The sequence below is a fragment of the Ferrovibrio sp. GW821-FHT12F09 genome, from assembly GCF_058806775.1.
In genome coordinates, this window is sequence record NZ_JBXAPZ010000001.1 from 1,428,011 (window position 1) to 1,454,590 (window position 26,580).

Below are 26,580 nucleotides of genomic sequence, written 5' to 3' on the forward strand. Positions count from 1 at the left end.
TTCCCATGGCCATCGATTTCAATGGTCGCGTCGCCATCGTCACCGGCGCGGGCGCCGGTCTGGGCCGCAGCCATGCGCTGCTGCTGGCATCGCGTGGCGCCAAGGTGGTGGTGAACGATCTGGGCGGCGGGGTGGATGGCACCGGTGCTTCGGCCAAGGCGGCCGACCAGGTGGTGGCCGAGATCACCGCGGCCGGCGGCGTGGCGGTGGCGAATTACGACAGCGTATCGGAAGCCGGTGCGGCGGCGAATATCGTCAAGACCGCGATGGATGCCTTCGGGCGCGTCGATATTGTCGTCAACAATGCCGGCATCCTGCGCGACAAGACCTTTGCCAAGATGGATGTGGCCGATTTCGACACCGTCGTGAAGGTGCATTTCCTCGGTTCGGCTTATGTCACCAAGGCGGCCTGGCCGGTGATGCAGCAGCAGAATTACGGCCGCATCGTCATGACTTCGTCGAATTCCGGCCTGTATGGCAACTTCGGCCAGTCGAATTATGCCGGCGCCAAGATGGGCGTGGTCGGCCTGATGAACTCGCTGAAGCAGGAAGGCGCCAAATACGGCATCCTGGTCAACACCATTGCGCCGGTTGCCGCCACCCGCATGACCGAAGCCCTGCTGCCGCCGCAACTGCTGCCGCATCTCAAGCCCGAATATGTGACGCAGGCCGTGGCCTATCTCTGCTCGGAAGCCTGCACCGCCACCGGCGACATCATCTCGGCTGGCGCTGGGTTCTACGCCAAGATGCAGATCATGGAATCCCAGGGTATGTTCTTCGGCGTCGATGCCAAGGTCACTGTCGAGGATTTCGCCGCCAATTATGCGAAGATCACCGATATGGGCAAGCCGCAGCATTTCGGCTCGTCGATGGAAGAGGTGGCGCATATCGCCAAGCCCTTCGTGGGTTAGCGGATCGGCGGCAGATGCTGCAGGACCGCTGCTGACAGGCGTTCGATGATATCCGCCGGTCCGGCAGCATAGGCCTGCCCGGCATCGGCCAGGGTGCGGCGGCGCTTCTGGTCTTCGAACAGCGCGATTATCTGGGCCCCCAGGTCTTCCAGATCCTCCACCTGCACGGCGCCGCCGGCCTGCAGCAGGCCGGTGCTGACTTCGGCGAAATTGAACATGTGCGGACCGAACAGCACGGCGCAGCCCAGGCGCGCCGGCTCCAACGGATTATGGCCGCCATGGGGGATCAGCGAGCCGCCCATCGCCACGATCGCACTGATGCGATACCACAGGCCCAGTTCGCCCAGGGTATCGGCGATATAGAGCTCGGTTCCCGCATCGGGCCGTTCATCGCGCGAGCGCAGGGCGCTGGTCAGGCCGCCGGCTGCCAGTTCCGCGGCGATCTCCGCTCCGCGTTCGGGGTGGCGCGGCACGATCAGGGTCAGCAGGTCGGGGTGGCGGAATTTCAGTCGGCGATGCACCTCGGCCACCAGGGCTTCTTCGCCGGCATGGGTGCTGGCGGCGAGCCAGACCGGCCGCAGGTCCAGTTGCCGGCGCCAGGCAGCCAGGTCCGCGGGATTGACCGGCAGCGGTGGCGCGGCATGTTTCAGGTTGCCGGCTTCGATCACATCCGTCATGCCCAGCCGGCGCAGGCGCTCGGCATCCTGCGCGGTCTGCGCATAGACCGCAGCAAAGCCCTGCAGCAGCCAGCGCGCGGTACCCGGCATGCCGGCCCAGCGCCGGCAGGAGCGTTCCGACATGCGGGCGTTGATGAGCAGCGTCGGGATGCGACGCAGGCGCAGGCTGTTCAGGATGCCCGGCCAGAAATCGGACTCGCTCCACAGCACCAGGTCCGGTTTCCAGTGATCGAGGAAACCATCCACGGCGCGCGGCAGATCGACCGGCAGAAACTGGTGCAGCACGCCGGGTCCGGCGCGGCGTTCGACCAAGGCTGCCGAGGTGACGGTGCCGGAGGTCAGCAACCAGGTCACATCAGGGCGCTGCTCGTGCAGATGCTGCAGCAACGGCAGCAGGGCCTGGCTTTCACCCACGCTGGCACCATGGCACCAGACCACCAGTCCGGCCGGACGCGGTCGGCCGGCGATGCCCAGCCGTTCGGGCAGGCGGGCACGGTCTTCCTTGCCGATGCGGGCGCGATGTTGCAGCCACAGGCGTACGGCCGGTGCGATCAGATGCCCGGTGCCGCGCCAGAGGGATCGCCGCCAGTCGAAGGTCATGGCCAGTGTGTAGCAGCGTCGTTGCCGTAAGGACAAGACGGCCAAAGGGATTTGCCGGGCCTTGCGGGGGCGCGCCTGCACTGTCAGCCTGTCGGGATCAGTGAAAATCCCGGGAGGATGTCATGGCTGTGCATGTCGAACGCAAGGGAGCGATCACCACCGTGATCCTCGACCGGCCCGAGGCGCGCAATGCGGTCGACCGTCCCACCGCCGATGCGCTGCGCCAGGCCTTCAAGGATTTCGACGCCGATGAAACGGCAAAGGTTGCCGTGCTCTGGGGTGCGGGCGGCACGTTCTGCGCCGGCGCCGACCTCAAGGCGGTTGCCGATGGCGACAAGCGCAACGATGTCTCGCCGGAATCCGAAGGTCCGATGGGCCCGACGCGGCTGATGATGTCCAAGCCGGTGATCGCGGCGGTGTCGGGTTTCGCCGTGGCCGGCGGACTGGAGCTGGCCCTGTGGTGCGACCTGCGCGTGGCCGAAGAGGATTCAACCTTCGGCGTGTTCTGCCGGCGTTGGGGCGTGCCGCTGATCGATGGCGGCACGGTGCGTCTGCCGCGCCTGATCGGCCACAGCCGCGCGCTCGACATGATCCTCACCGGTCGTGCCGTGAGCGCTGACGAAGCATTGAACATCGGCCTGGCCAATCGCGTGGTGCCGAAGGGGCAGGCGCGGGTGGCGGCGGAAGCGCTGGCCGAAGAGATCAGCCGCTTCCCGCAAGGCTGCATGCTGGCCGACCGCAGTTCCAGCTACCGCCAGTGGGATATGTCGCTGGATGCCGCTTTGCATGACGAGGCCGAGGGCGGCCTGCCGATCGTGACCGAAGAGGCGATAGCGGGGGCCGCGCGCTTCAAGAGCGGCCTTGGCCGCCACGGCGACTTTTCGTCGATCTGACCGTTTCGCCGGGCGTTTCGCGCGGCAGCAGGCCCAGCATCTTTTTCATCACCGTGGGCAGCTGCGCTTCGCGTGGCGGCTGCCACACGCCCGCCAGCTTGGCGGCGGCCTTGGCATTGATGCGACCATGCAGGGCCGCGATCTTCAGCGTGAAATGCGTGAAGCCGTGTTCGGCCGCGGCATCCGCCACCGGCTGCCAGGCCAGCGCCGCCGGGGCATGGTCCAGCGCTTCGTCCACTTGCGGCCAGGGCGTATCGCGCCACGGTGTGCTGGGCACCTCCAGCATGCCGCCCAGCAGGCCCTCGGGCGGTCGTCGACGCAGCAGCACGGCGCCGTCGTCGCGTTCCAGCAGGAAGGCGATGGTGTGTCGGACCGGGCGCTCCGCCTTTGGTGCTTTGCGCGGCAGCGTCGCGGCAATGCCGCGTTTGAACGCCTGGCAGATGACCTGCAGCGGGCAGAGCAGGCAGTCGGGGCTTTTCGGCGTGCACACGGTCGCGCCCAGATCCATCATGGCCTGCGCGAAATCGCCAGGCCGCGTCTGCGGCGTCACCTGCGCCGTCAGCTTGCGCAGTTCGGGCTTGGCCTGCGGCAGCGGCGTCTCGACGGCGAACACCCGCGCCAGAACGCGTTCGATATTGCCGTCCATCACGGCTGCCGGCCGTTCGAAGGCGATGGCGGCAATGGCGGCGGCGGTATAGGCGCCGATGCCGGGCAGTTCCAGCAATCCTTCTTCCGTATCGGGGAACACGCCGCCGAGCGTGGTGTTGACCATCTGCGCGCATTTGTGCAGGTTGCGGGCACGGGCGTAATAGCCCAGGCCGGCCCAGGCCTCCATCACCTCGTCCACCGGCGCTGCCGCAAGGTCATGCACGCTCGGCCAGCGCTGCAGGAATTTGGCGAAATAGGGGATCACGGCGGGCACCGTGGTCTGCTGCAGCATGATCTCGCTGAGCCAGACGCGATACGCGGCCATCGCCGGCTGTCCTGGCGGGCTACGCCACGGCAGGTTGCGGTGATGGCGGTCGTACCAGGGCAGCAGCAGGGCGGCGAGATCGGGCGCAGCGGCGCGGGACTTTGGCCGTGATTGGGGCATGGACGGACCGTAACATTGAAAACGGACGATTGTCATCGCATCTGCCGCATTCGCGCTTGCGCGTTGTGGCCGGCTGCGCCATTTTGACGCCGATTTTTCAGCGGAGTGAAGGCCATGCGCAGCAGAATTCTGGCGGCCCTGATCGCGGTGTTGATGGCGGGCGGCGTCCAGGCCGCCGAACCCCAGCGCAATGAAATTGTGCTCGGCACCCTGACCGACCTGTCCGGCCCGGCGGCGGCCTATGGCCATGCGGTGGTCAACGCCATGCGCCTGCGCTTCGATGCGGTCAACGCCGCCGGTGGCATCCGCGGCCGCAAGCTGCGCCTGGTGGTCGAGGACCACCAGTTCCAGGTGCCGCGCGCGGTGCAGGCCGCCAACAAACTGATCAAGCATGATCGCGTGCAGGTCTTCGTCGGTTCGCTCGGCACCGCGCAGGTGCAGGCGGTGTTGCCGCAGTTGCGGCAGGCCGGCATCGCCAATCTGTTTCCGATGGCGGCCAGCCGCGACCTGGTGCAGGCACCCGATGCCGTGACCTGGATTTCCGGCTCGCTCTATTACGACCAGATCCGCGCCGGCGTGAAGTGGATGGTCGAGACCCAGGGCAAGAAGGCGGTCTGCGCGCTGGCCCAGAGCACCGATTACGGCGAGGAAGTGCAGCAGGCGCTGCGCGACCAGTTGGCCAGACATGGCCAGACGCTCGGGCTTGTCGTCACCCATCGCCCCACCGACACCGACTTCACCGCGGCGATGACGCGGCTGCAGTCGGCTGGCTGCGACCTCGTCGTGCTGGCGACGCTGCTGCGCGACACCATCCTGCCGATGACCACGGCCCGGACCATGGGCTGGAGCGTTACTTTCCTCGGGCCCTCCACCACGCATGATTATCTGCTGGCCCAGGCGCCCGGCGGCGGCACCCAGGGCCTGTACAGCGTGTCTTCGATTGCGCTGCCCGAGCGCAGCGGCGCCAGTACCGAGGTTGTGGCCTGGATGGATGCTTACAAGGCGCGCTTCGGCCAGGAACCCAATGCCGGTGCGATCTATGGCGCCACCATTGCCGATCTGGCCATCCTGGCGCTGGACCGCGCCGAGGGCGACACCGCCATGCCACGCCTGACCCGCGCCGTGGCCGGCATCCGCGGCTGGCGCGACCTGTTCGGCGGCACCGTGCAGGATTTCGCCGATGGCAGCCGCCAGGGCACGCGGCAGGCCTATGTCTATCAGCTGCGCGGACCGCGCTACGAGCGGCTGTCGGAGGCGCTCGGCTACTAATCGCGGCGACGGCGGCGTAGACTGCCGCCATGGCCGATGAGTCGAAGAAAGCCGATCCTGCCGCGCGCAATCCCGCGCATCGCACCAATGCGCCCAAGGCGCTTGGCCTGTCGCTCGGCCGCCTGACCCGGCCGCTTATGAAAAACCGCGGCGCGGCGCTGGGCGAGATCATCCATCGCTGGGGCGAGATCGCCGGCCCGCTGCTGAAAAGCGAAACCCAGCCTGAGCGCATGAGCTACGCCTCCGGCGCCGGCCACGCCGCCACGCTGGAGATCGGTGTCAGCCCGGCCTTTGCACTGGAGTTGCAACATCTGAGCCCGTTGATCATCGAAAAGATCAACGGCTACTTCGGGTATCGCGCCGTCGAGCGCCTGAAGCTGAAGCAGATGCCGATCCGCCAGCCCGAGTCGCATCTGAAGCCCGCGCGCACGACTCGGCCGCTCACCGCTGACGAGCGCGCCCGGCTGGAGAAAATGCTGGTTGGAGTCGAGGACAAGGAGCTTCGCCAAGCCCTTGAGAACCTTGGACGATCACTTCTTGGTGCGAGTCGCTGAGCTGCCTTGAGCCGGCCAGATTCTTGTGGATAAAGGCAGAGTCCGGTTGCAGGCCGGATCGTGCAACATAGAATGCCCCCTAGATGTAGGGGGTCGGAGTATCTCCATGAAATATATACAGCGTTTGGTTCTGACCCTGTCTTTTGTGATTGCGGGTTTCTTTGGTTCCACGGCTCTGGCCCAGACGGCAGCGCCGGCGGGTAATCCGCGTCTGCAGGACATGATGCTCGGCAAGGCCGAAGCGCCGATCACCATCATCGAATATGCCTCACTCACCTGTCCGCATTGCGCGCGCTTCCATGCCGAGGTGCTGCCGGCGCTGAAGACCGAGTATATCGACACCGGCAAGGCGAAGCTGATCTTCCGCGACTTCCCGCTCGACCAGATGGCTTATGCCGGCGCGGTGCTGGCGCGCTGCGGCGGGCCGGAGAAGTATTACACCTTCCTCAACGTGCTGTTCGCGCAGCAGCGCCAGTGGGCCGGCGCCACCGATCCGAAAGCGGCGCTGGTGCAGATCGGCCGTCTGGGCGGCGTCTCGTCCGAGCAGTTCGAAGCCTGCCTCGCCGACAAGCCGCTGGGCGACTACATCCTGAATTCGCGCCTCGAAGGCAATCAGAAGTTCAACGTCAACTCGACGCCGACTCTCATCATCAATGGCAAGACCGAAGCCGGTGCGCCGACGATCGAAGAGTTGCGCAAGAAGCTCGACGCGCTGGCGAAGTAAACTTCGCCAGTCGCGACAGTATCGAAAGGGAGTCCCCGTGCAGTTTACCAAGTTGCGCTTGTCCGGTTTCAAATCCTTCGTCGAACCGACGGATTTCGTGATCCATCCGGGTCTGACCGGCATTGTCGGTCCGAACGGCTGCGGCAAGTCCAATCTGGTGGAAGCCCTGCGCTGGGTGATGGGCGAAAACTCGGCCAAGCGCATGCGCGGCACGGGCATGGACGACATGATCTTTGCGGGTACGGCCACCCGGCCGGCCCGCAATATCGCCGAAGTCACGCTCACCCTCGACAACAAGACGCGCACCGCGCCCGCCGCCTTCAACGAGATGGAGACGGTGGAGATCACGCGCAAGATCGAGCGCGAGAAGGGGTCCGACTACGAGATCAACGGCAACGACGTGCGCATGCGCGACGTGCAGCTGCTGTTCGCCGATCTGGCCTCGGGCGCCAACTCGCCGGCGATGGTCAGTCAGGGCCGCGTCGGCGCCATCATCAACGCTAAGCCGACCGACCGGCGCATGCTGCTGGAAGAGGCGGCTGGCATTTCGGGCCTGCATTCGCGCCGCCATGAGGCCGAGCTGCGGCTCAAGGCCGCCGAGCAAAATCTGGAACGCGTGGTCGATGTCATCGGCCAGCTCGACAACCAGCTGCAGTCTTTGAAAAGACAAGCGCGCCAGGCCAGCCGCTATCGCAACATCGCCGGCCAGATCCGCCGCACCGAGGCGATCCTGTTCCATCTCAAGCATGCCGCCCTCAAGAACGCGCTGGCCGAGGCCGAGCAGGCCTTGCAGGCCGCCGAGCGCGAGGTGGCCGATCGCACGCTGCAGGTCTCCGAAGCCCATGGCGCCGAACGCATCGCCGCCGAGGCGCTGCCGCCGCTGCGCCATCACGAAGCCGAAGCCGGCGCCAAGCTGCATCGCTTGACCGTGGCGCGCGAAGGCCTGGAGGCGGAATCCGATCGTGCCCGCGAGGCCGCCGACCAGGTGCGCCAGCGTCTGGACCAGATCAATGCCGACGCCGCGCGCGAAACCGCCCTGGCCGAAGACGCCCAGGCGACTGTCGCTCGCCTCTCGGCCGAGGATGCCGACTTGCAGGCCCAGCGCGCCGGCGAGACGGATGCGCAGGCTGCGGCTGAAGCGGCTGTTGCAGACTCTGAGGCGAAGGTCGCCGCGCATCAGGGCGAGCTGGACACATTGTCCGACCGCGCTGCCCAGGAACAGGCCAGCCGCGCCCGCCTGCGTCAGGCCATCGAGGACGGCGAGCGTCGTCTGGCCCGCCTGAAGGGCCGTCTGGAAGAACTCGGCAACGAGGAAGCCCGCCTGCAGGCGCAGACGGAATCGCTGGCCGAGGCCGAGGCGGTCAATGCCGAAGTCGAGGCCCGGCAGGTGGCGGTCGAAACCGCCCGCACGGCGCTGGATGCCGTTGAAGCCGATCATGCGCAGAAGATCGAGGCCGCGCGTCAGGCCTACGAGGCCGTCGAGGCCGAGCAGGGCCGCCTGATCGAGGCGGCGCGTGCCGCCCTCGAAGCCGTCGAAGCCGAGCATGCACAGAAGATCGAAGCCGCCCGCAGCCTGCTGGCCCAGGCCGGCGCCGAGCATGAGCAGAAGATCGAGGCCGCCCGCGCGGGCCTCAACGCCGTCGAAGGCGAGCATGCGCAGAAGATCGAAGCCGCGCGCAGTGGTCTGAACGCCGTCGAGGCCGAGCATGCCGAGACGATCGCGGCCGCCCGCAGACATCAGGAAGCCGCCGAAGCCGAGCGCAACACCGTCGCGCAGAGCGAGCAGACCGCCCGCGATGCCTGGCAGGGCGTGCAGGGCGAGTTGACCCGCCTGAAGGCGGAAGAGGCCGGCCTGGCCAAGCTGCTGAAGGTCGATGAAGGCAATCTCTTCGCGCCGCTGATCGACCAGATTCAGGTGGCGCCGGGTTATGAAAAGGCGCTGGGCGCCGCGCTCGCCGACGAACTGAACGCCGCCACCGATCCCAATGCGCCGATGCACTGGGATGCGCTGCCGCCGCTGACCGATGCACCGGGGCTGCCCGCGGGTGCCGAGCCGCTGTCGCGCCATGTCACCGGGCCGGCCGCCCTGCAGCGCCGCCTCAGCCAGATCGGCCTGGTCGCCGATGATGCCGATGGTGCCCGTCTGCGTGCCGACCTGCGGCTGGGCCAGCGTCTGGTCACCCGCTCGGGCGCGCTGTGGCGCTGGGACGGCTTCACGGTCAAGGCCGGTGCGCCGACTTCGGCCTCGGTGAAGCTGGAGCAGCGCAACCGCCTGGCCGACCTGCGCGAGGAACTGCGCGAGATGGAAGGCAAGCTCGGCGATGCCCAGCGCGCCTATGAAGCGGCACGCCATGCCACCGAAGCCGCCGCCGCTGCCGAGCGCGCCGCGCGCCAGGCGATTGCTGCCGCCGAAGCCGAACGCAACACCGCGCGCCAGCAGGCGGCCGGCATCGTGCAGGGTGCCGAGCAGAGCCGCAACGAAGCCCGCCAGCAGGCCTCAGGCATTGTGCAGGCGGCCGAACGCGCCGCCGCCGAAGCACGCGACCGCGCCAGCCAGGCCGTGGCCGCGGCCGAGCGCGAGCGTCAGGGCGCCCGCGACCGTGCCAATCATGGCGTGGCGACCGCCGAGCGCGACCGCAACACCGCGCGCGAACATGCCACCCAGGGCATCACCGCTGCCGAGCGCGAGCGCCAGACGGCGCGCGAGCAAGCCAGCCAGGATATCGCCCGCGCCGACCGCGAACTGGGTCAGGCGCGCGACCGCCAGGCCGAGGGCGTGCGCAAGGAAGCCGAGCGCCAGGCGCAGCTCGCCGCCATCGCCGAGCAGAAGCAGCAGACCGAGCTGGAAATCCTGGAAGCCGAAGAGACCCGCGCCGCCGATGGCGTGGCGCTCGATGCGCTGCCACCGGAAGACGAGGTGCGCCAGCTCATCAGCGTCGCGCGCGACGAGGTGAATGCGCTGCGTCAGGCCCTGGCCGAAGCGCGCGCCGCGCTGGACCAACTGCGCCGCGATGCCGAGGCCCGCGCTCGCCGCCTGGAAGCCATCGTGGTCGAGCTGCGCAATGCGGCTGCCCGCAACGACAGCGCCAGCCAGCAGATCGCCCAGCTCACGGCACGCCGCAGCGAGGCGGAAGTCGAACTGACCCGCCTGGAACTGATCCCGCTGGAACTCGACAGCCGCAAGGCCGCGCTGCAGGAGCAGATCGACCTGGCCGAGGTGGAGCGCCGCGAGGCCGCCGACCATCTGGCCAATGCCGAAGCCGCGCAGCAGCTGGCAACCAAGACCGCCCGCGAGATCGAGCAGCTGCTCGGCTACGGCCGCGAGGCCCGCGTGAAGGCGGAAAGCGACCTGGAGCATCAGCGCGTCAGCCTGGACGAGTTGGCGATCCGCGTGCGCGAGGTGCTCGACTGCACGCTCGATCAGGTGCTGAAGGCCGGCGATGTGGACGAGGGCGAAGACTTCCCCGAACTGCCGCGCGTGGAAAACCAGCTCGAACGCCTCCGCAAGGAGCGCGACAATATGGGCCCGGTCAACCTGCGCGCCGAGTTGGAAGCCAACGAGGTGGAAGAGAAGCTCACGGCGTTGTCCACCGAGCAGACCGATCTGGTCACCGCCATCGAGAAGCTGCGCCAGGGCATCACCACGCTCAACAAGGAAGGCCGCGAGCGCCTGCTCGAAGCCTTCCAGAAGGTGGATGGCCATTTCCAGAAGCTGTTCGTCGAGGTCTTCGGCGGCGGCAAGGCGCATCTGCAGCTGGTCGAGAGTGATGACCCGCTGCAGGCCGGCCTGGAAATCTACGCCTCGCCGCCGGGCAAGCGTCTGCAGGTGATGTCGCTGCTCTCGGGCGGCGAGCAGGCGCTGACGGCGCTGTCGCTGCTGTTTGCCGTCTTCCTCACCAACCCCGCACCGATCTGCGTGCTGGACGAAGTGGACGCGCCGCTGGACGACGCCAATGTCGAGCGGCTGTGCAACCTGATGGAAGCGATGGCGCGCCAGACCCAGAATATGGGCGAGGGCACGCGCTTCGTGGTGGTCACCCACCATCCGATCACCATGGCGCGCATGGACCGCCTGTTCGGCGTCACCATGGCCGAACGTGGCGTCTCCACCCTGGTCTCGGTCGACCTCGCCGGCGTCGAGGAACTGAAAGCGATCGCGTAGGGCAATGGCCGGGCCGCTGCCGCGAATAGCATCGGCTCGTGGCCTGATCTGGGTAACACTTCTCGTTGTCTGCCTGTTTCATTCTGCCCATGCGGCGGACAATACCGGCAGACGCTTGCCTCCCATAGATGAGGCAAACAAAAATACTTCCTTCCTTCAATTTAGGAGGCAGTTGCAATCAATAGTGAAGCGTCGGGATGCTTCTGCATTGATCGGAGTGCTGACCTCTGATTTTGCCAACGCTTTTGAAGGCGACAAAGGTGTCGATGCGTTCAGGGAGAATTGGAATCCACAGAATCGGAACAGCCCGATTTGGAGAGAACTCGAGAGACTGCTCAAACTTGGTGGGTCATTCCAAGCCGATGGTTCCTTTTCGGCACCGTACACGTTCTCGGAATTTCCATCATCTCAGGTCGATCAGTTTGAGCATGCGGTGGTGGTGCGTCGGGGCAGTACGCTGCGTGCCGCCACCCGCAATGATGCTGCAATCATCGAAAAGCTTGATTACGATATAGTGCGCATTCTCGATCCTGCCGGCTATATGTCGGTGCCAGAGGGCAGCTATGTCCACGTCCAGTCGGCCAGCGGCAAGATTGGCTATGTGTCAGCCAGCAATATCCGGCATGCCCTCGATTACAGAGCCAGCTTCGAGCTGCGTGGTGGTCAATGGAAAATGACGTCGCTGGTTGCTGGCGACTAGGCAGTCCTACAGACTCCCCGCTGGCATGAAGCCGTGGGCGCCATCCAGCAGGGCGCCGCGGAAATCGGCACCGGTCAGGCGGCAGCGCGAGAGATTGGTGCCGCGCAGATCGGTGCAGATCAGCCGCGCGCCGGTCAGGTCGGCGCCGGCTAGGTTGGCGAGGCTCAGATCGGCGCCGCTCAGATCCACATCCACCATGCTGGCATTGACCAGATAGGCGCCGCGCAGGCCGGCACGGATGCCCTTGTTGCCATCGGTGGTGATCCACAGCGCATGTTGGGCGATGATCTCTTCCAGGCCGCCGGGCGGCAGCCGCGGGGCGAGCTGGCCGCCGGCGGCGGCAATCGCCTCGGCCATGCCGTCGCCGAGATCGGCGAGCGCGAATTGCACGCCGCGCAGATCGGCGCCCCTGAAGCTGACATTCTCCAGCCGCGCAAACGAGAAGTCGGCGCTGTCCAGCTTGGCCTTGTCAAAATTGGCATCGACAAGCTGGGCGCGGGCGAAGCTGGTGCCATGCATCACCGCGCCGCCGAGGCGGGTATTCTGGTTGCCGTCCTGGCCGGCATGGGGCGCGAGGCGGGCTTCCGAGAAATCGGTCTGGGTCAGCACCGCGCGGCTCAGGTCGGCGCCGCTCAGATTGGCCTTGTGAAAGATCGCCTTGGTCAGGTCGGCCGCCGAGAGATCGGCGCCGGTCAGGTCGCCGCCAGTGAAATCGCTTTCGCGCAGGTCGGCGCAGGAAAAGCCGCAGAAAGTGAGATGCGCCTGGCGCAGCTGCTTCTTCTGCAGCTTGATGGCGCCGAAATCCACATGATCGAGCCGCAGCTGCTTGCCCACGCGGACAGCCGTGTTCTGCGACTGCAGATAGCGGCCATGGGCAGCGATCATGTCGAGGAAGTCGGCGGGTGCGCGGCTGTAGGAGGGCGTCTGGGTCATCGCGGATTCGGCAGGAACGGGCTGAGACTAGGCAGCCGGATCATCCTTGTACATAGCAAAACGGCGTCCGGCCGGGGCAGGACGCCGTTCAAGGGCATCAGAGCAGGCCCTGGATCACCCGGTCGGGCGGAGCATGGCCATCGGCAAAGGTTTTGATGTTGATCAGCACCTTCTCGCCCATGTCGATGCGGCCTTCCAGGGTGGCCGAGCCCATATGCGGCAGCAGGATGACGTTATCCAGTTCCAGGAGTTTCGGATTCACCGCCGGCTCATGTTCGAACACGTCGAGGCCGGCGCCGGCGATCTCGCCCTTGCGCAGCTTCCGCACCAGGGCGTTCTCGTCGATGATCTCGCCGCGCGCGGTGTTGACCACATAGGCATGCGGCGGCAGCAGGTCGAGCCGGCGTGCCGACAGCAGGTGGAAGGTGGCCGGCGTATGCGGGCAGTTCACCGAGATGATGTCCATGCGGGCCAGCATCTGGTCGAGGCTTTCCCAATAGGTCGCCTCCAACTCCTGCTCGATGCTTTCGTGCACGCGCTTGCGGTTGTGATAGTGGATCGACAGGCCGAAGGCTTTGGCGCGGCGGGCGACGGCCTGGCCGATGCGGCCCATGCCGATGATGCCCAGCCGCTTGCCCCAGATACGCTGGCCCAGCATCCAGGTCGGCGACCAGCCCTCGAACTTGCCGTCCTGCAGAGCGCGGGCGCCCTTCACCAGACGGCGCGGCACGGCCAGGATCAGCGCCATGGTCATGTCGGCGGTGTCTTCGGTCAGCACGCCGGGCGTGTTGGTGACGGTGATGCCGCGCTGGCGGGCGGCGGCCAGGTCGATATGGTCGACACCGGTGCCGAAATTCGCGATCAGGCGAAAGTTAGGTCCGGCATGGGCCAGGATGGCGCCGTCGATGCGATCGGTGATGGTCGGCACCAGCACGTCGCAGGTCTTCACGGCTTCGATCAGTTCCAGATTGGTCAGCGGCTTGTCCGCCACGTTCAGCCGCGTGTCGAACAGCTCCATCATCCGGGTTTCGATCGGGTCCGGCAGCTTCCGGGTCACGATAACCAGGGGGCGCTTTTTCGGCGTCGGCATAGGGCGTTTCCACTCCGCGAAAAGGGGAGGTTTCTCAAGCCCTCTCTAGCAGATCGACCCGGCCGAGACAAACCTCGACCGGGTCGAAAACAGCTACCCTAAGGGCAGGGACCGGTTAGACATTCGGCCAACGCTACGTCAGATCGTCTGTTGGCGTACGAACGGCCGGCCAGCGCCTGATAACCGCCTAATTAGCGAGCATAGAGCGGCATATACTGGCGGATGTTGCGCTCCAGCTCACGGTTCACGTCCATCATGGTTTCGCGCACCAGGCTGTGGATGGCGCGGTCGCGGTCGTTCAGCGTGGCCTTCTCGCTGATCGAGTTCGAGCGGCGGGCCGAGGCCGAGGCCTCGCCGACGCGGAAGCCGCGGGCATCGCGCACCTCGACCGCCATTTCCACTTCGGTATCGAAGCGGGCGACCTGGTCCTCGGTGAAGCTGCCGCGCAGGCCCGGGGTTTTCTTCAGGTCGACCTCGGTCACGCTGGCCTTGCGGATCACCACGGTGACGCGGTTCTGCTGGCTCATGTCCAGCGCGATACGGTCGCGGGTCCAGCGGGTGGCCACCGAGGCCGGCGGCTGCGGGATGGCCAGTTCGATATGCGGCGGCTGCGCGGTCGGCTGGTATTCCAGCACGGTTTCCACGGTGGAGGCGGCGAAGGTGATCTTGGGCTGATCCTGGAAGGTGATCTCCGGCAGGATCGACTTCTCCAGCGGGCCCGAGCAGGCGGCAACAGCGAAGACCAGGCCGGCAAGGACGGCGAGGCGGGCCGGGATGGCGGCGGCAATACGGGGATTCATATCGTTTCTCCTTGGTTTTCCGCCCCTAAATAGGCGGCGAAATAGGGCAAATTCAAGGCCCGCCCGGGGCATGTATCCGGGCTGCGGGCCGTATCGGTTAAGGAATGAACGCAGGACTGTGTGGAAGAGAAACGGCGCAGACGCGATTTCGTTTGCTGCGGATTTCAGCCTTTTTGCGGCATCAGCCTTTTACGGCCTCGGCGGGGAAGGCATAGGTTTCGCTGCAGAACTGGCAGGTCACCGTGATCTGGCCGTCGGCATTGGCCATGTCGGCGATCTCCTCGGCCGCGAAGGTGGTCAGGATGCCACGCACCTTGTCGGGCGAGCAGGTGCAGCGGTCGGCCAGTGCCCCGGCCTCGAAGACCCGCACGCCATCCTCGTGGAACAGGCGGAACAGCAGGTCATTCGGGCTTAAGCCCGGATCGGTCAGCTCGTCGGGTTTGGTGGTGCCCAGCAGGGCGGTCACTTTTTCCCAGGCAAAGCCGCGTTCCTCCGTCGACAGCCCGCCGGGCTGCAGCGGCAGCTGCTGCAGCAGGATGCCGCCGGCGCGCCAGATGCGGCGATGCTCGCCGGTCTTGCGATGGCTGGCGCCCAGCACTACGCGGGCGTTGAGCTGGTCGGACTGGGCGAAATAGGCATGGGCGGCATCGGCCAGCGTCGAACCCGACAGGTCGACGATGCCCTGGTAGCGCTCCAGGTCTTCGCTCTTGGGATCGATGGTGAAGGCGAGATAGCCTTTGCCCAGCAGCAGCGGCACCAGCGCCGCGGTGCCGCCGGGGCCGATCTCCAGGCCTTCCAGCCGCTCGGCATCGAAACTGGCATAGCCGCGTAGCTGGCCCGGCGTGCGGCAGTCGGCCACCAGGGTCGAGACCGGGCCGTCGCCCTTGGCCTGCAGCGAAAACACGCCATCGAATTTCAGCGCGGTGGCCATGGTGGCGACCAGCACCAGCGCTTCGGCCAGCAGATAGGCGACCGGCTCGGGATAGGCATGGCGCGCCAGGATGCGGTCGATCGCGGGGCCCAGCCGCACCAGGCGGCCGCGCGTATCGCACTGCTCGATCTGGAAGGGCAGCGACAGGTCGTCGAGAAGAGGCATGCTACGCACGGCGTCCAATATAAAGCGGCTTCAGCGCCAATCCTAGGCGCCGAAACACCAGGCCAGGATCGCCTTCTGCGCATGCAGGCGGTTTTCCGCCTCGTCGAACACCACCGATTGCGGCCCGTCGATCACTTCGGCAGTGACTTCCTCGCCGCGATGGGCCGGCAGGCAGTGCATGAAGATGGCGCCCTTGCCAGCCTTGGCCATGAGGGCGGCATTGACCTGATAGGGCGCCAGGATCTTGTGGCGCTTCTCGGCATCCTTCTGGCCCATCGACACCCAGGTGTCGGTGATGACGCAGTCGGCATCGGCCACGGCGGCGGCCGGATCGATGGTCACGCGGATCTGGCCCTGTCGTTCGGCCGCCCATTGCAGCACCTTCGGATCGGGCTGCAGTTCTTCCGGGCAGGCGAGGTCGAGGCGGAAGCCGAACAGCACGGCGGCATGGATCAGCGAGGTGGCCATGTTGTTGCCGTCGCCGACCCAAGCGATCTTGCGGCCCTTGATCGGACCGCGATGCTCCTCGAAGGTCATCACATCGGCCATCACCTGGCAGGGATGGCTGTCATCGGTCAGGCCGTTGATCACCGGCACGCTGGCATTGGCGGCCAGCTCGGCCAGGTTCTGCGCCTTGCTGGTGCGCATCATGATGGCGTCGACATTGCCTGACAGGATCTTGGCTGTATCGGCGATGCTCTCGCCGCGGCCGATCTGCAACTCGTCGGCGCGCACCACGATGGTCTCGCCGCCCAGCTGGCGCATGGCGCTATCGAAGCTCAGCCGCGTGCGGGTCGACGGCTTCTCGAAGATCATCGCCAGAATCCGGTCGCGGCCCGGCCGCGTCGGCTCGACATGGCCTTTCGGCAACCCCTTGCGGCCGGCCTTCATCTGCGATGCGTGGCTCAGAATGCCGCGCAGCGTCTCGGCCGGCAGGCGGTCGAGATCGAGGAAGTGGCGAATCCCGCTCATGCCGCGGCCTTGGCTTTGTCCTGCAGCTTCTGGCAGGCGGCTTCCAGCCGGCGGATGCCTTCGGCGATATCCTTTTCCGGCACCGTCAGCGGCGGAATCAGCCGCAGCGTGTTGTCGCCAGCGGTGACGCCCAGCACATGCTCGTCGCGCAGCGTCGCCTGGAACTCGGTGTTCGGCACCTTGGTCTTGATGGCGAGCAGGAAGCCCTGGCCGCGCACATCCTCGACCACGTCGGGATAGCGGTCCTTCAGCATGACCAGCTGCTGCATGAAATACGACGAGCGCTTCTGCACGCCGTCGAAGAACCCCTCTTCCAGCATCACGTCCAGCACGGCATTGCCCGCCGTCATCGCCAGGATGTTGCCGCCGAAGGTGGTGCCATGGGTGCCGGGCGTCAGGCCTTTCGCGGCTTCCGCCGTGGCCAGCACGGCGCCGACCGGGAAGCCGCCGCCCAGGCCCTTGGCCAGCGACATGATATCCGGCGCGATGCCCGACCATTCATAGGCGAACAGCTTGCCGGTGCGGCCCATGCCGGTCTGCACTTCGTCCAGGATCAGCAGCAGGTCATGCTCGTCGCAGAGCTGGCGCAGGCCGCGCAGCATCTCGGTCGGCACGCTGCGGATGCCGCTCTCGCCCTGGATCGGCTCGATCATGATCGCCGCCGTCTCCGGCGTGATCGCATCCTTGGCCGCCTTCAGGCTGAATTCGACCTGGTCGAAGCCTTCAACCTTGGGGCCGAAGCCCTCCAGATACTTGGCATTGTTGGTCGCTGCCAGCATGGCCAGCGTACGGCCATGGAAGGCGCCCTCGAAGGTGATGATGCGGAACTTCTCCGGCTTGCCGCTGACGGCAAAGTATTTGCGCGCGCATTTCACCGCGCCCTCGTTCGCCTCGGCGCCCGAGTTGCAGAAGAAGGCCTTGTCGGCAAAGGAATGGGCCACCAGCCGTTCGGCCAGCCGCTCCTGCGCCGGAATCCGGAACAGGTTGGAGGTGTGCCACAGCTTGGCCGCCTGCTCCTGGATCGCCTTCACCAGGTGGGGATGGCTGTGACCGAGTGCGGTCACCGCGATGCCAGAGCCGAAGTCCAGATAACGTCGACCGTCGGCGGTGTGGAGGTAGGAACCCTCGCCCCGCTCGAACGCAAGGTCCTGCCTCGCGTAAGTCGACATCAATGCTTCGGTCACGACACGCTCCTCTCGCCATGGCCCGGAGCCAATTCTTCACAATGAAGGTTGGCGGGGCCTGAAAATAATGACGCCAGCCCCGGGTTTTACACGGCCGGGCTGGCGGTAAGGCCAGACTCTACGGGGGCTTACGGGCTGGTGTCAATTCGGCGAATGTATGGGCGCAATGGCTGATAAGTCCTTAAACCTGCCCTAACGTCCGGGGCTGGAAGGGCCTTTCGCCCCGGTGTTAGTCTCTGGCCGACAAGGGAAATACCGGGAGAACGCCATGACCACGCTCAGCTTCGAGACCACGCGCCGGGTCTATTGCGAGCCGGGCGCCAGCGCGAAGCTGGGCGCCCTGATGGCCGAACTGGGCTGCAGCCGGGTGGTGCTGGTCACCGATCCGGGCGTGATGAAGCTGGGCCTGCCCGAGGCGGCGCTCGCCAGCCTGAAGGCCGCCGGCATCGCCGTCACCATCTATGACAAGACCGAGGCCGACCCGCCGGAAAAGCTGGTGCATGAGGCGGTGCAGGTGGCGAAGGACTTCAAGGCGGATGGCGTGGTCGGCTTCGGCGGCGGTTCGTCGATGGATATCGCCAAGCTGGTCGCCTTCCTGCCCGTGACGACCCAGCCGCTCACCGAGATCTATGGCGTGGGCAACGCGCGCGGCAAACGCCTGCCGCTGATCCAGGTGCCGACCACGGCCGGCACCGGGTCGGAAGTCACCGGCATCGCCATCATCACCACCGGCGAGAGCGAGAAGAAGGGCGTGGTCTCGCCGCTGCTGCTGCCCGATATCGCCTTGCTGGATGCCGATCTCACGCTGGGCCTGCCGCGCCATGTGACGGCGGCCACCGGTGTGGACGCCATGGTGCATGCCATCGAGGCCTATACCTCGAAGCACAAGAAGAACGCCATGTCGGATGCCCTGGGCCGCGAGGCGCTGCGGCTGCTGTCGAAAAATATACGCACGGTCTGCTCGCCCGAGGGCATGAAGGATCGCGCCGCGCGCTCGGAGATGCTGCTGGGCGCCATGCTGGCCGGTATGGCCTTTGCCAATGCGCCGGTGGCCGCCGTGCATGCGCTGGCCTATCCGGTCGGCGGGCATTTCCATGTGCCGCATGGTCTGTCGAATGCGCTCATGCTGCCGCATGTGATGCGCTTCAACCTGGAGGTCGATCTCGCCGCCGGCCAGTATGCCGAACTGGCGCCGATCCTGCTTCCTGGTAAGAGTTTCTCAACGGCATCGGCTGGCGCCGGTGCTTTGCTCGGCGAACTGGAATCGATCATCGATGACGTGAAGCTGGAAAAGCAGCTCCGTCAGGTCGGCATCAGTCACAATCACCTGCCGATGCTGGCGAAGGATGCGATGAACCAGCAACGCCTTTTGGTCAACAATCCGCGCGACGTGCTCTACGACGACGCGCTGAAGATCTACGAGCAGGCCCTGTAATCTGATGAGCGATGTGAAAGACCCGCGCCAGGAAACCCGTGCCGACTATCGCCACAGCCTGCTGATTCCCACTCGGCTGTCGGATATCGACGTCTACCAGCATGTCAACAACGTGCAGTATTACGCCTATTTCGACACGCTGGTGAATGACTACATGATCCGCTTCGGCGGGCTCGACATGGTGAATGACAAGATCATCGGCCTGCTGGTGGAAAGCGGCTGCCGCTTCCACAAGTCGCTGAACTATCCTGAAACTGTGGAAGGCTGCCTGCGCACGGTGAAGCTGGGCAATTCCTCGGCCCGCCACGAGATCGCGCTGTTCCGCGCCGGCGAGCCGCATCCCGCAGCGACAGGCCATTTCGTGCATGTGTTCGTCGAACGCGGCGTGCAGAAGCCGGTGCCGATCCCGGCCAAGATCCGCGCGGCGCTGGAAAAGATCCTGGCCGGCTAGCGCGGCTGGTCCGGCGGCAGCAGCGCCTGCTCGACACGCCCCAGCAGGCGGTCGACCTTGCGGCCGCTGGCGGTGAGGCGGTACCAGACTTCCGGCCGTTTGGTCGCCATGTCGTGCCGCGCGATCAGGCCCTGCGCTTCCAGCTCGTGCAGCCGCGTCGACAGCACCCGGGCCGAAACGCGGCCGGGCAGGGTGGTGCGCAGCTGGCCGAAGCGCAATTCGCCATTGCGGCCCAGCGTCCAGATGATATGGACGGTCCATTCCCTGGCGAGAAACTGCAGGGCCTGGTTCAACCCGCAATGCGACACGAATCGTGTGAGCGCCGTCGCACCGGATGCCTTTGTCCGAGCCATCGCACGGTATCCCGAAAGTTACTTATTGCCGCAATATCCGCGTTCCAACATATAGGGACCGCGCGCCCGATGGTATGCTCCTGCTAAACCTATGTATGGCTGACGGCCGCCCTGCAAATCGATTGAATCGGCACGCATTCACTCATCCTCTTGGAGTTTCCCATGGCCACCGCAAAAGCAGTTCCCGGTAAAATGTTGCTGACCCCGCAGGATCACACCCTGATCATGATCGACTTCCAGTCGCAGATGGCCTTTGCCACCAAGTCGATCGATGCCATCACCCTGCGCAACAATGCGGCCCTCGTGGCCCATGCCGCCGCCGGCTTCAAGGTTTCGACCATCCTCACCACCGTGGCCGAGAAAAGCTTCTCCGGCCCGATGTTCGAGGAAATCACTGCCGCCTTCCCGGGCCAGAAAATGCTCGACCGCACCTCGATGAACACCTGGGAAGACGAGGCCGTGATCAAGCAGGTCAATGCCATCGGCAAGCCGCGCCTGGTCTTCTCCGGCCTGTGGACCTCGGTCTGCATCGTCGGCCCGACGCTGTCGGCGCTCGACCAGGGCTTCGAGGTCTATGTGATCGCCGATGCCTGCGGCGATGTCTCCGACGAGGCCCATGAACGCGCCATGCAGCGTATGATCCAGGCCGGTGTGCGGCCGATGACGGCGCTGCAGTATATGCTGGAGTTGCAGCGCGACTGGGCCCGGGCCGCCACCTACGATCTCACCACCGGCATTGCCAAGAAGTTCGGCGGCGCCTATGGGCTCGGTATCATTTACGCCAAGACCATGCTGGGCGAACACGCTTCCGAAGCCGGCGAGTAACCGACGATGCGCGATGGCGGCATGCCGGCCGCCATCGCGGTTTCCGCCCGCTCCCTGTCCGCCCCGGAAGGTCGCCATGAAACTCTATCTCGTCTCCCTCGCGGTCGGCCTGCTGGTCGGCGTCATTTACGCCATGCTCGATGTGCGCTCGCCGGCACCGCCGGTGGTGGCGCTGATCGGTTTGCTCGGCATTCTGATCGGCGAACAGGCCGTGCCGGTGGCCAAGCGCCTGATCGCGGGCCAGCCGATCACCATATCCTGGCTGAAATCCGATTGCGGCCCGCATATCTTCGGCACCCTGCCCGGCAAGCTCGAGGCCAAATCGCCGGACTGCCCGTCGTAAAGAGGCGATCATGAAACCCACCCGTCGCGACACCATGGCCGGTGCTGCCGGCCTGACACTCACCGCTTTGATGGGCCCCACCGCCCAGGGACAGACCCGCATGACTGCCGACATGATTCTGGTCAACGGCCGCTTTGCCACGCTGGATCGCAGCAATCCCAATCCGGAAGCGGTGGCCATCCGTGACGGCAAATTCCTCGCTGTCGGCGACGAACGCGACATCCGCGCCCTGGCCGATGCGAAAACCCAGGTGATCGACCTCAAGGGTCGCCGCGCCATCCCCGGCCTGATCGACAGCCACATGCATATCATCCGTGGCGGCCTCAACTACAACATGGAGCTGCGCTGGGACGGCGTCGCCTCGCTGGCCGATGCCATGCGCATGCTGAAACAGCAGGTCGACAATACGCCGGCGCCGCAATGGGTGCGCGTGGTCGGTGGTTTCACCGAACACCAGTTCGCCGAAAAGCGCCTGCCCACCATCGACGAACTGAACGCCGTCGCCCCCGATACGCCGGTCTTCATCCTGCATCTCTATGATCGCGCGCTGCTCAACGGCGCCGCTTTGCGGGCGGTGGGCTATACGAAAGACACGCCCAATCCGCCCGGCGGCGAGATCCAGCGCGATGCGGCAGGCAATCCCACCGGGTTGCTGCTGGCCAGGCCCAATGCGACGATCCTCTATGCGACGCTGGCGAAAGGCCCGAAGCTGCCGGCGGAATATCAGAAGAATTCCACACGGCATTTCATGCGCGAGGTGAATCGTCTGGGCGTCACCGGCGTGATAGATGCCGGCGGCGGCTTCCAGAATTACCCGGACGACTATCGGATCATCGAGGAGCTGCACAAAGACGGCGATCTCACCGTGCGCATCGCCTACAATCTTTTCACCCAGAAGCCGAAGGAAGAGTTGGCCGATTTCGCCGGCTGGGCGAAGCAGGTGAAGCCGGGGCAGGGTGACGATCTCTATCGTCATAACGGCGCCGGCGAGATGCTGGTCTATTCGGCAGCCGATTTCGAGGATTTCCGCGTCGAGCGGCCCGACATGCCGGCGAATATGGAAACCGACCTGGAGCCGGTGGTGCGGTTGCTGGCGCAGAACCGCTGGCCCTGGCGCCTGCATGCCACCTATAACGAAACCATCACGCGGGCGCTGAACGTCTTCGAGAAAGTGAACAAGGACGTTCCCTTCGACGGCCTGCATTTCATCTTCGACCATTGCGAAACCATCGACGACCGCAATATCGACCGCATCGCGGCGCTGGGTGGCGGCATCGCCGTGCAGCATCGCATGGCCTATCAGGGCGAATATTTCGCCGAGCGTTATGGCCACAAGGCGGCCGAGGCCACGCCGCCGATCCGCCGCATGCTGGACCGCGGCGTCAAGGTCGGCGCCGGCACCGACGCCACCCGCGTCGCCTCCTATAATCCCTGGGTCTCGCTGTCCTGGCTGGTCACCGGGCGCACGGTCGGCGGCCTGACGATGTATCCGCCGTCGAACCGCCTGACCCGCGAGGATGCGCTTCGGCTGTGGACCGAGAGCAACGCCTGGTTCTCCACCGAAGTGGGCAAGAAGGGCCAGATCAAGGCGGGACAGCTCGCCGATCTTGCCGTGCTGTCGGAGGATTATTTCTCGGTCTCGGAAGATGCCATCCCGCATATCACCGCGGTGCTGACGCTGCTGGGCGGCAAGCCCGTGTATGGCAGCGGCGATTTCGGCAGCCTGACGCCGGCGCTCCCCGCCGCGATGCCCGACTGGTCGCCGGTGCGCCGTTTCGGCGGCTATCAGGGCCGGTCACTACAGCGTCGCGCCGAGCTGGTCGAGAAGGATGCCGCCCTTGCCGCCGCCTGCGGCTGCGCCACCGGCTGCGGCGTCCATGGCCATGCCCATGCCGGTGCGCTGGCCTCGGCCATGCCGGTGTCGGATGAGAAAACCTTCTGGGGTGCGCTCGGCTGCTCCTGCTGGGCCTTCTGATGCTGACCCGTCTCGCGCAGACTCTCCTTGCCCCGGCGGCGGTGCGCTGGCTCGCCCTGCTGTTGCTCTGCGCCGCCTATCTGCAGGGCGGCTTCAACAAGCTGACAGATTTCGGCGGCGCGGTGGCCGAGATGCAGCATTTCGGTCTCGAACCGGCCCTGCCATTCGCCATCGCCGTGATCGTCACCGAGTTGTTGGGCGCGGCGCTTGTCTTGAGCGGTCGCTGGCGCTGGTTCGGCGCGCTATGGCTGGCCGGTTTCACGCTGGTCTCCACTTTCATCGCCAATAGCTACTGGGCGCTGCCGCCCGGTCATGACCGCTTCATGATGGCCAACGGCTTCTACGAGCATCTGGGCCTGGTCGGCGGATTCCTGCTGGTGGCGTGGTACGACCTGCGCGACACTGCTTCGCGATGAGCAACGATCACGGCCACGACCATGGACCGGAGCCGAAGCCGGTGAAGCCGTCTGCCGGCGGCAGTTTTGCGCCGCTGCGCCAGCCGGTCTTCGCGCTGCTCTGGGTCGCCACCGTGCTGGGCAATACCGGCACCTTCATGCGCGATGTCGCCAGCGCCTGGCTGGTGACCGATCTCTCCACCTCGCCCACGGCCGTGGCGATGGTGCAGGCGGCCGGCACCCTGCCGATCTTCCTGCTGGCGATTCCGGCCGGCGTGCTGTCGGATATTCTCGACCGCCGTCGGCTGCTGATCGCCATACAGGTCATGCTGGGCGGCGTCAGCGTCACGCTGATGCTGCTGGCCTATAGCGGGACTCTGAGCGTTGCCAGCCTCGTGGCGCTGACCTTCCTCGGCGGTGTCGGCGCGGCGCTGGCCAGTCCGACCTGGCAGGCCATCGTGCCCGAGCTGGTCGCCAAACCCGATCTGAAGAATGCCGTCGCGCTCAACTCGCTCGGCTTCAACATCGCCCGTGCCATCGGCCCGGCCGTGGGCGGCGCGCTGCTGGCCGCCTTCGGTGCAGCGATCACTTATGGCGCCGATGTGCTGAGCTATGTGGTGGTGATTGGCGCGCTGCTGTGGTGGCGCCGCAAGGCCGATGCCGACGACGCGCTACAGGAACAGTTCGCCGGTGCCTTCCGCGCCGGGCTGCGCTATGCCCGGGCCAGCCGCGCGCTTCATGTCGTGCTGCTGCGGGCCGCCGTCTTCTTCCTGTTCGCCAGTGCCGCCTGGGCCCTGCTGCCGCTGGTGGCGCGCACGCTGCTCCATGGCGGTGCCGGTTTCTACGGCATCCTGCTCGGATCGGTGGGCGCCGGCGCCATCCTCGGCGCGTTGGCGCTGCCGCGCCTGCGGCAATATCTCAGTGCCGACGGCCTGATGCTGCTGGCGGCGCTGATTACGGGCGGCGTCATGGCGGTGCTGTCGTTTAGTCCCCCGCAATGGGTAGCCGTCGCCGTGCTGCTGCTGCTCGGCGCCGGCTGGATCACCGCGCTCACCACGCTGAACGGCACCATGCAGGCGGTGCTGCCCAACTGGGTGCGCGGCCGCGGTCTCGCCATCTATCTCACCGTCTTCAACGGCGCCCTCACCGGTGGCAGCCTGATCTGGGGCGGCGTCGCCGAATGGATTGGCATTCCCGCCACGCTGCTGATCGGTGCCGGCAGCCTGGCGCTGATCTCCGTGCTGGCCCGCCTGATCCGCCTGCCGACGGGCGAGGCCGATCTGACGCCGTCCAATCACTGGCCCGAGCCGCTGCTGGCCGAACCGGTGGCGCATGATCGCGGGCCGGTGATGATCACCGTCGAATACCGCATCCGCGCGGCCGACCGCCCGGCCTTTCTCGTGGCGCTGAAACGTCTCGCCGAGGAGCGTCGCCGTGACGGCGCCTATGCCTGGGGCGTCTCCGAGGATGTTGCCGTGCCCGACAGCGTGGTCGAATGGTTCATGGTGGAATCCTGGGCCGAGCATCTGCGCCAGCATCGTCGCGTCTCGCAGGCCGATGCCGATATCCAGGGCGAATTGCGCCGCTTTCATATCGGCCCGGAAGAGCCGGTGGTGCGCCATCTGTTGGCGCTGCAGCGCTGACGCTCTTCAGCGCAACGCAGCTTGGGTATAAGGCTGCGGCGAAAGGTAACCACAGATTTAGCAGCGAAAAATCTCCGCCTCTGCCATAGTGCGAACAGGCAGACAGCGCAGCCGCAACAGCGGCGCGCATGAGTTGGTGGGAAGACCGATGTTCGACATGAAACTCCCGGCGACGCCGGGCGCGAAATTCGTGATCCTGATGGGCCTTGTCGCGGTGGCTGTCGCCGGCGTGGCGATTGCCAACAACGACCGTGAGTCGGCGGCTTGGGCCGGAGCGGCGCTGTTCAGCACCGGCCTCTGGCTGGTCTGGCCGCAGCGGGCGCAGCAGCGCCGGTAACCGGCGGTCCGATCGCTGCGGCTGCCCAGTCCTAGGCTTGACGTCCTTTCATTTTAATGTACTCTATATGTTCTAATTCGGGCTGCCGGTTTTCCGGCGGTCTGTCGTTGTTGGCCATCGTGAATGGAAATAGGCGCCGGATCGCAAAAAAAGGTGGGCTTTTGTTGGCTCTAGATGGTTCAGGATGGTCGCAAATGGCGCTGAATGGTTTCCAGCTGGCCCAAGTTGGCTCACTTTGGCTCGATTTGGCATCAGTTGGCAGGATTGCTGGATGGGATTACCGATTAAGCTATTGAATTATCATGGTTTTAGGCGATAACCCCGCTTCAGCAGCGTGTAGCACAGCGCCACCAGCGCCAGCGCCACCATGGCCAGCGCGCCGGCGCCCAGGCCGACATCGCCGTCGGTATGCCCGGTCAGCCCGTAACGGAAGCCGTCGATCATGAAAAAGAACGGGTTGGCATGGGCGGCGGCATACCAGAAGGGCGGCAATGCCTGTACCGAGTAAAACGTACCGGAGAGAAACGCCAGCGGCGTGACGACGAAGTTGGTCACCGCCGCCATATGGTCGAATTTCTGGCTCCACAGGCCGGCCAGAATTCCGATCAGGCTGAGGATCAGCGCGCCGGCGAAGGCGAAATACAGCGTCGCGCCCCAGTGATGCACATGGATGGGCGAGAAGGGCGCAATCGCCAGCGCCACGGCAAGCGCCACCGCCAGACCGCGGGTAACGCCGGCGCCGGCATAGGCGACCAGCAGTTCGCCGGGGCTGATTGGCGGCATCAGCACGTCGATGATGTTGCCCTGCACCTTGGAGATCATGATCGAGGAGGAGGTGTTGGCAAAGGCATTCTGGGTGGTCGCCATCATGATCAGGCCCGGCCCGAGGAATTCGATGAAGGGCATGCCGGCGACCTGCCGCACCGCGCCGCCCAGCGCCAGGGCGAAAACGGCAAAGAACAGCAGGGTGGTCACCACCGGGGCCAGCACGGTCTGGGTGATGACCTTGAGGAAGCGCTGCACTTCCTTGACATACAGCGTCCACAGGCCCAGCCAGTTGACCGGGCCATAGTGGCGGAGTGTCGCATGCGGCGGCAGGTCTGACATGCTTTTGACTGATCTTTGGGTTTTTGGCGCGGGACGGAAACTTGTTCGTCCGGCTACA

Annotated in this window: 25 protein-coding genes; 15 read left to right on the forward strand and 10 right to left on the reverse strand. The window is 65.8% G+C overall.

Annotation, left to right across the window (positions count from 1 at the left end; translation table 11 throughout):
- Positions 1 to 5 precede the first annotated feature (5 nt).
- Positions 6 to 911 (forward strand): SDR family oxidoreductase, encoded by a 906-nt coding sequence (locus AC1ROB_RS07160; protein ID WP_492971886.1) that lies wholly within the window; start codon positions 6 to 8, stop codon positions 909 to 911.
- Here the strand turns inward: AC1ROB_RS07160 and AC1ROB_RS07165 are convergent.
- Entirely contained in the window at positions 908 to 2,188 is a 1,281-nt protein-coding gene (locus AC1ROB_RS07165; protein ID WP_492971885.1) for a 3-deoxy-D-manno-octulosonic acid transferase, read from the reverse strand. The genes AC1ROB_RS07160 and AC1ROB_RS07165 overlap by 4 nt on opposite strands.
- A 122-nt stretch (positions 2,189 to 2,310) precedes the next feature.
- On the opposite strand from AC1ROB_RS07165, the gene AC1ROB_RS07170 reads away from it, so the two are divergent.
- Positions 2,311 to 3,081, forward strand: a complete 771-nt coding sequence (locus AC1ROB_RS07170; RefSeq protein WP_492971884.1) for a crotonase/enoyl-CoA hydratase family protein — start codon at positions 2,311 to 2,313, stop codon at positions 3,079 to 3,081.
- Here AC1ROB_RS07170 and mutY read toward each other — a convergent pair.
- Complete coding sequence (gene mutY / locus AC1ROB_RS07175; protein ID WP_492971883.1) at positions 3,038 to 4,174, reverse strand: A/G-specific adenine glycosylase; 1,137 nt, start codon at positions 4,172 to 4,174, stop codon at positions 3,038 to 3,040. The two genes, AC1ROB_RS07170 and mutY, sit on opposite strands and share 44 nt — an antisense overlap.
- A gap of 114 nt (positions 4,175 to 4,288) precedes the next feature.
- Here mutY and AC1ROB_RS07180 point away from each other — a divergent pair, with 114 nt between their 5' ends.
- From AC1ROB_RS07180 to AC1ROB_RS07200, 5 genes are all read left to right on the forward strand, one after another.
- The gene (locus AC1ROB_RS07180) at positions 4,289 to 5,443 is read left to right on the forward strand and encodes an ABC transporter substrate-binding protein (protein ID WP_492971882.1); all 1,155 of its coding nucleotides are present in this window, start codon (positions 4,289 to 4,291) and stop codon (positions 5,441 to 5,443) included.
- A 29-nt stretch (positions 5,444 to 5,472) separates the two neighbouring features.
- The gene (locus AC1ROB_RS07185; RefSeq protein WP_492971881.1) at positions 5,473 to 5,997 is read left to right on the forward strand and encodes a DUF721 domain-containing protein; all 525 of its coding nucleotides are present in this window, start codon (positions 5,473 to 5,475) and stop codon (positions 5,995 to 5,997) included.
- Positions 5,998 to 6,103: 106 nt separating this feature from the next.
- Complete coding sequence (locus AC1ROB_RS07190) at positions 6,104 to 6,721, forward strand: DsbA family protein (protein WP_492971880.1); 618 nt, start codon at positions 6,104 to 6,106, stop codon at positions 6,719 to 6,721.
- Between the two features lie 37 nt (positions 6,722 to 6,758).
- Positions 6,759 to 10,883, forward strand: a complete 4,125-nt coding sequence (locus tag AC1ROB_RS07195) for an AAA family ATPase (protein ID WP_492971879.1) — start codon at positions 6,759 to 6,761, stop codon at positions 10,881 to 10,883.
- A 4-nt stretch (positions 10,884 to 10,887) separates the two neighbouring features.
- Positions 10,888 to 11,583 carry a hypothetical protein gene (locus tag AC1ROB_RS07200; protein ID WP_492971878.1) on the forward strand — a complete coding sequence of 232 codons (696 nt, stop codon included), beginning with the start codon at positions 10,888 to 10,890 and terminating at the stop codon, positions 11,581 to 11,583.
- 6 nt (positions 11,584 to 11,589) lie between these two features.
- Here AC1ROB_RS07200 and AC1ROB_RS07205 read toward each other — a convergent pair whose 3' ends face one another.
- From AC1ROB_RS07205 to AC1ROB_RS07230, 6 genes are all read right to left on the reverse strand, one after another.
- A complete protein-coding gene (locus AC1ROB_RS07205) occupies positions 11,590 to 12,516 on the reverse strand; it encodes a pentapeptide repeat-containing protein (RefSeq protein WP_492971877.1) in 927 nt (308 codons plus the stop codon).
- Between the two features lie 97 nt (positions 12,517 to 12,613).
- On the reverse strand, positions 12,614 to 13,606 hold the full coding sequence (locus AC1ROB_RS07210; protein ID WP_492971876.1) for a 2-hydroxyacid dehydrogenase: 993 nt from the start codon (positions 13,604 to 13,606) through the stop codon (positions 12,614 to 12,616).
- Between the two features lie 191 nt (positions 13,607 to 13,797).
- Complete coding sequence (locus AC1ROB_RS07215) at positions 13,798 to 14,406, reverse strand: hypothetical protein (protein WP_492971875.1); 609 nt, start codon at positions 14,404 to 14,406, stop codon at positions 13,798 to 13,800.
- 181 nt (positions 14,407 to 14,587) lie between these two features.
- The gene (locus AC1ROB_RS07220) at positions 14,588 to 15,502 is read right to left on the reverse strand and encodes an Hsp33 family molecular chaperone HslO (RefSeq protein ID WP_492971874.1); all 915 of its coding nucleotides are present in this window, start codon (positions 15,500 to 15,502) and stop codon (positions 14,588 to 14,590) included.
- A 42-nt stretch (positions 15,503 to 15,544) separates the two neighbouring features.
- On the reverse strand, positions 15,545 to 16,474 hold the full coding sequence (gene argF, locus AC1ROB_RS07225; protein WP_492971873.1) for an ornithine carbamoyltransferase: 930 nt from the start codon (positions 16,472 to 16,474) through the stop codon (positions 15,545 to 15,547).
- Positions 16,471 to 17,658, reverse strand: a complete 1,188-nt coding sequence (locus AC1ROB_RS07230) for an aspartate aminotransferase family protein (protein WP_492971872.1) — start codon at positions 17,656 to 17,658, stop codon at positions 16,471 to 16,473. Before AC1ROB_RS07230 ends, argF begins: the two co-directional genes overlap by 4 nt.
- A gap of 268 nt (positions 17,659 to 17,926) precedes the next feature.
- Between AC1ROB_RS07230 and AC1ROB_RS07235 the strand changes: the two genes are divergently transcribed.
- Positions 17,927 to 19,093 carry an iron-containing alcohol dehydrogenase gene (locus AC1ROB_RS07235; protein ID WP_492971871.1) on the forward strand — a complete coding sequence of 389 codons (1,167 nt, stop codon included), beginning with the start codon at positions 17,927 to 17,929 and terminating at the stop codon, positions 19,091 to 19,093.
- A gap of 4 nt (positions 19,094 to 19,097) precedes the next feature.
- Positions 19,098 to 19,544 (forward strand): acyl-CoA thioesterase, encoded by a 447-nt coding sequence (locus AC1ROB_RS07240; RefSeq protein ID WP_492971870.1) that lies wholly within the window; start codon positions 19,098 to 19,100, stop codon positions 19,542 to 19,544.
- Here the strand turns inward: AC1ROB_RS07240 and AC1ROB_RS07245 are convergent.
- Positions 19,541 to 19,897 (reverse strand): winged helix-turn-helix transcriptional regulator, encoded by a 357-nt coding sequence (locus AC1ROB_RS07245; RefSeq protein ID WP_492971869.1) that lies wholly within the window; start codon positions 19,895 to 19,897, stop codon positions 19,541 to 19,543. The genes AC1ROB_RS07240 and AC1ROB_RS07245 overlap by 4 nt on opposite strands.
- A 162-nt stretch (positions 19,898 to 20,059) precedes the next feature.
- Here AC1ROB_RS07245 and AC1ROB_RS07250 point away from each other — a divergent pair, with 162 nt between their 5' ends.
- From AC1ROB_RS07250 to AC1ROB_RS07275, 6 genes are all read left to right on the forward strand, one after another.
- Complete coding sequence (locus AC1ROB_RS07250; RefSeq protein ID WP_492971868.1) at positions 20,060 to 20,722, forward strand: hydrolase; 663 nt, start codon at positions 20,060 to 20,062, stop codon at positions 20,720 to 20,722.
- 76 nt (positions 20,723 to 20,798) lie between these two features.
- Complete coding sequence (locus tag AC1ROB_RS07255) at positions 20,799 to 21,065, forward strand: XapX domain-containing protein (protein ID WP_492971867.1); 267 nt, start codon at positions 20,799 to 20,801, stop codon at positions 21,063 to 21,065.
- A 10-nt stretch (positions 21,066 to 21,075) separates the two neighbouring features.
- Positions 21,076 to 23,040, forward strand: a complete 1,965-nt coding sequence (locus AC1ROB_RS07260) for an amidohydrolase (RefSeq protein ID WP_492971866.1) — start codon at positions 21,076 to 21,078, stop codon at positions 23,038 to 23,040.
- A complete protein-coding gene (locus tag AC1ROB_RS07265; protein WP_492971865.1) occupies positions 23,040 to 23,456 on the forward strand; it encodes a DoxX family protein in 417 nt (138 codons plus the stop codon). Before AC1ROB_RS07260 ends, AC1ROB_RS07265 begins: the two co-directional genes overlap by 1 nt.
- Positions 23,453 to 25,078 (forward strand): MFS transporter, encoded by a 1,626-nt coding sequence (locus AC1ROB_RS07270; protein ID WP_492971864.1) that lies wholly within the window; start codon positions 23,453 to 23,455, stop codon positions 25,076 to 25,078. The genes AC1ROB_RS07265 and AC1ROB_RS07270 overlap by 4 nt, the downstream gene beginning before the upstream one ends.
- 157 nt (positions 25,079 to 25,235) lie before the next feature.
- Positions 25,236 to 25,415, forward strand: coding sequence for a hypothetical protein (locus tag AC1ROB_RS07275; RefSeq protein WP_492971863.1), 180 nt, complete (start codon positions 25,236 to 25,238; stop codon positions 25,413 to 25,415).
- Between the two features lie 300 nt (positions 25,416 to 25,715).
- Here AC1ROB_RS07275 and AC1ROB_RS07280 read toward each other — a convergent pair whose 3' ends face one another.
- Positions 25,716 to 26,522: an ABC transporter permease gene (locus AC1ROB_RS07280; protein ID WP_492971862.1), complete on the reverse strand. Its 807-nt coding sequence runs from the start codon at positions 26,520 to 26,522 to the stop codon at positions 25,716 to 25,718.
- Between the last annotated feature and the right edge of the window lie 58 nt (positions 26,523 to 26,580).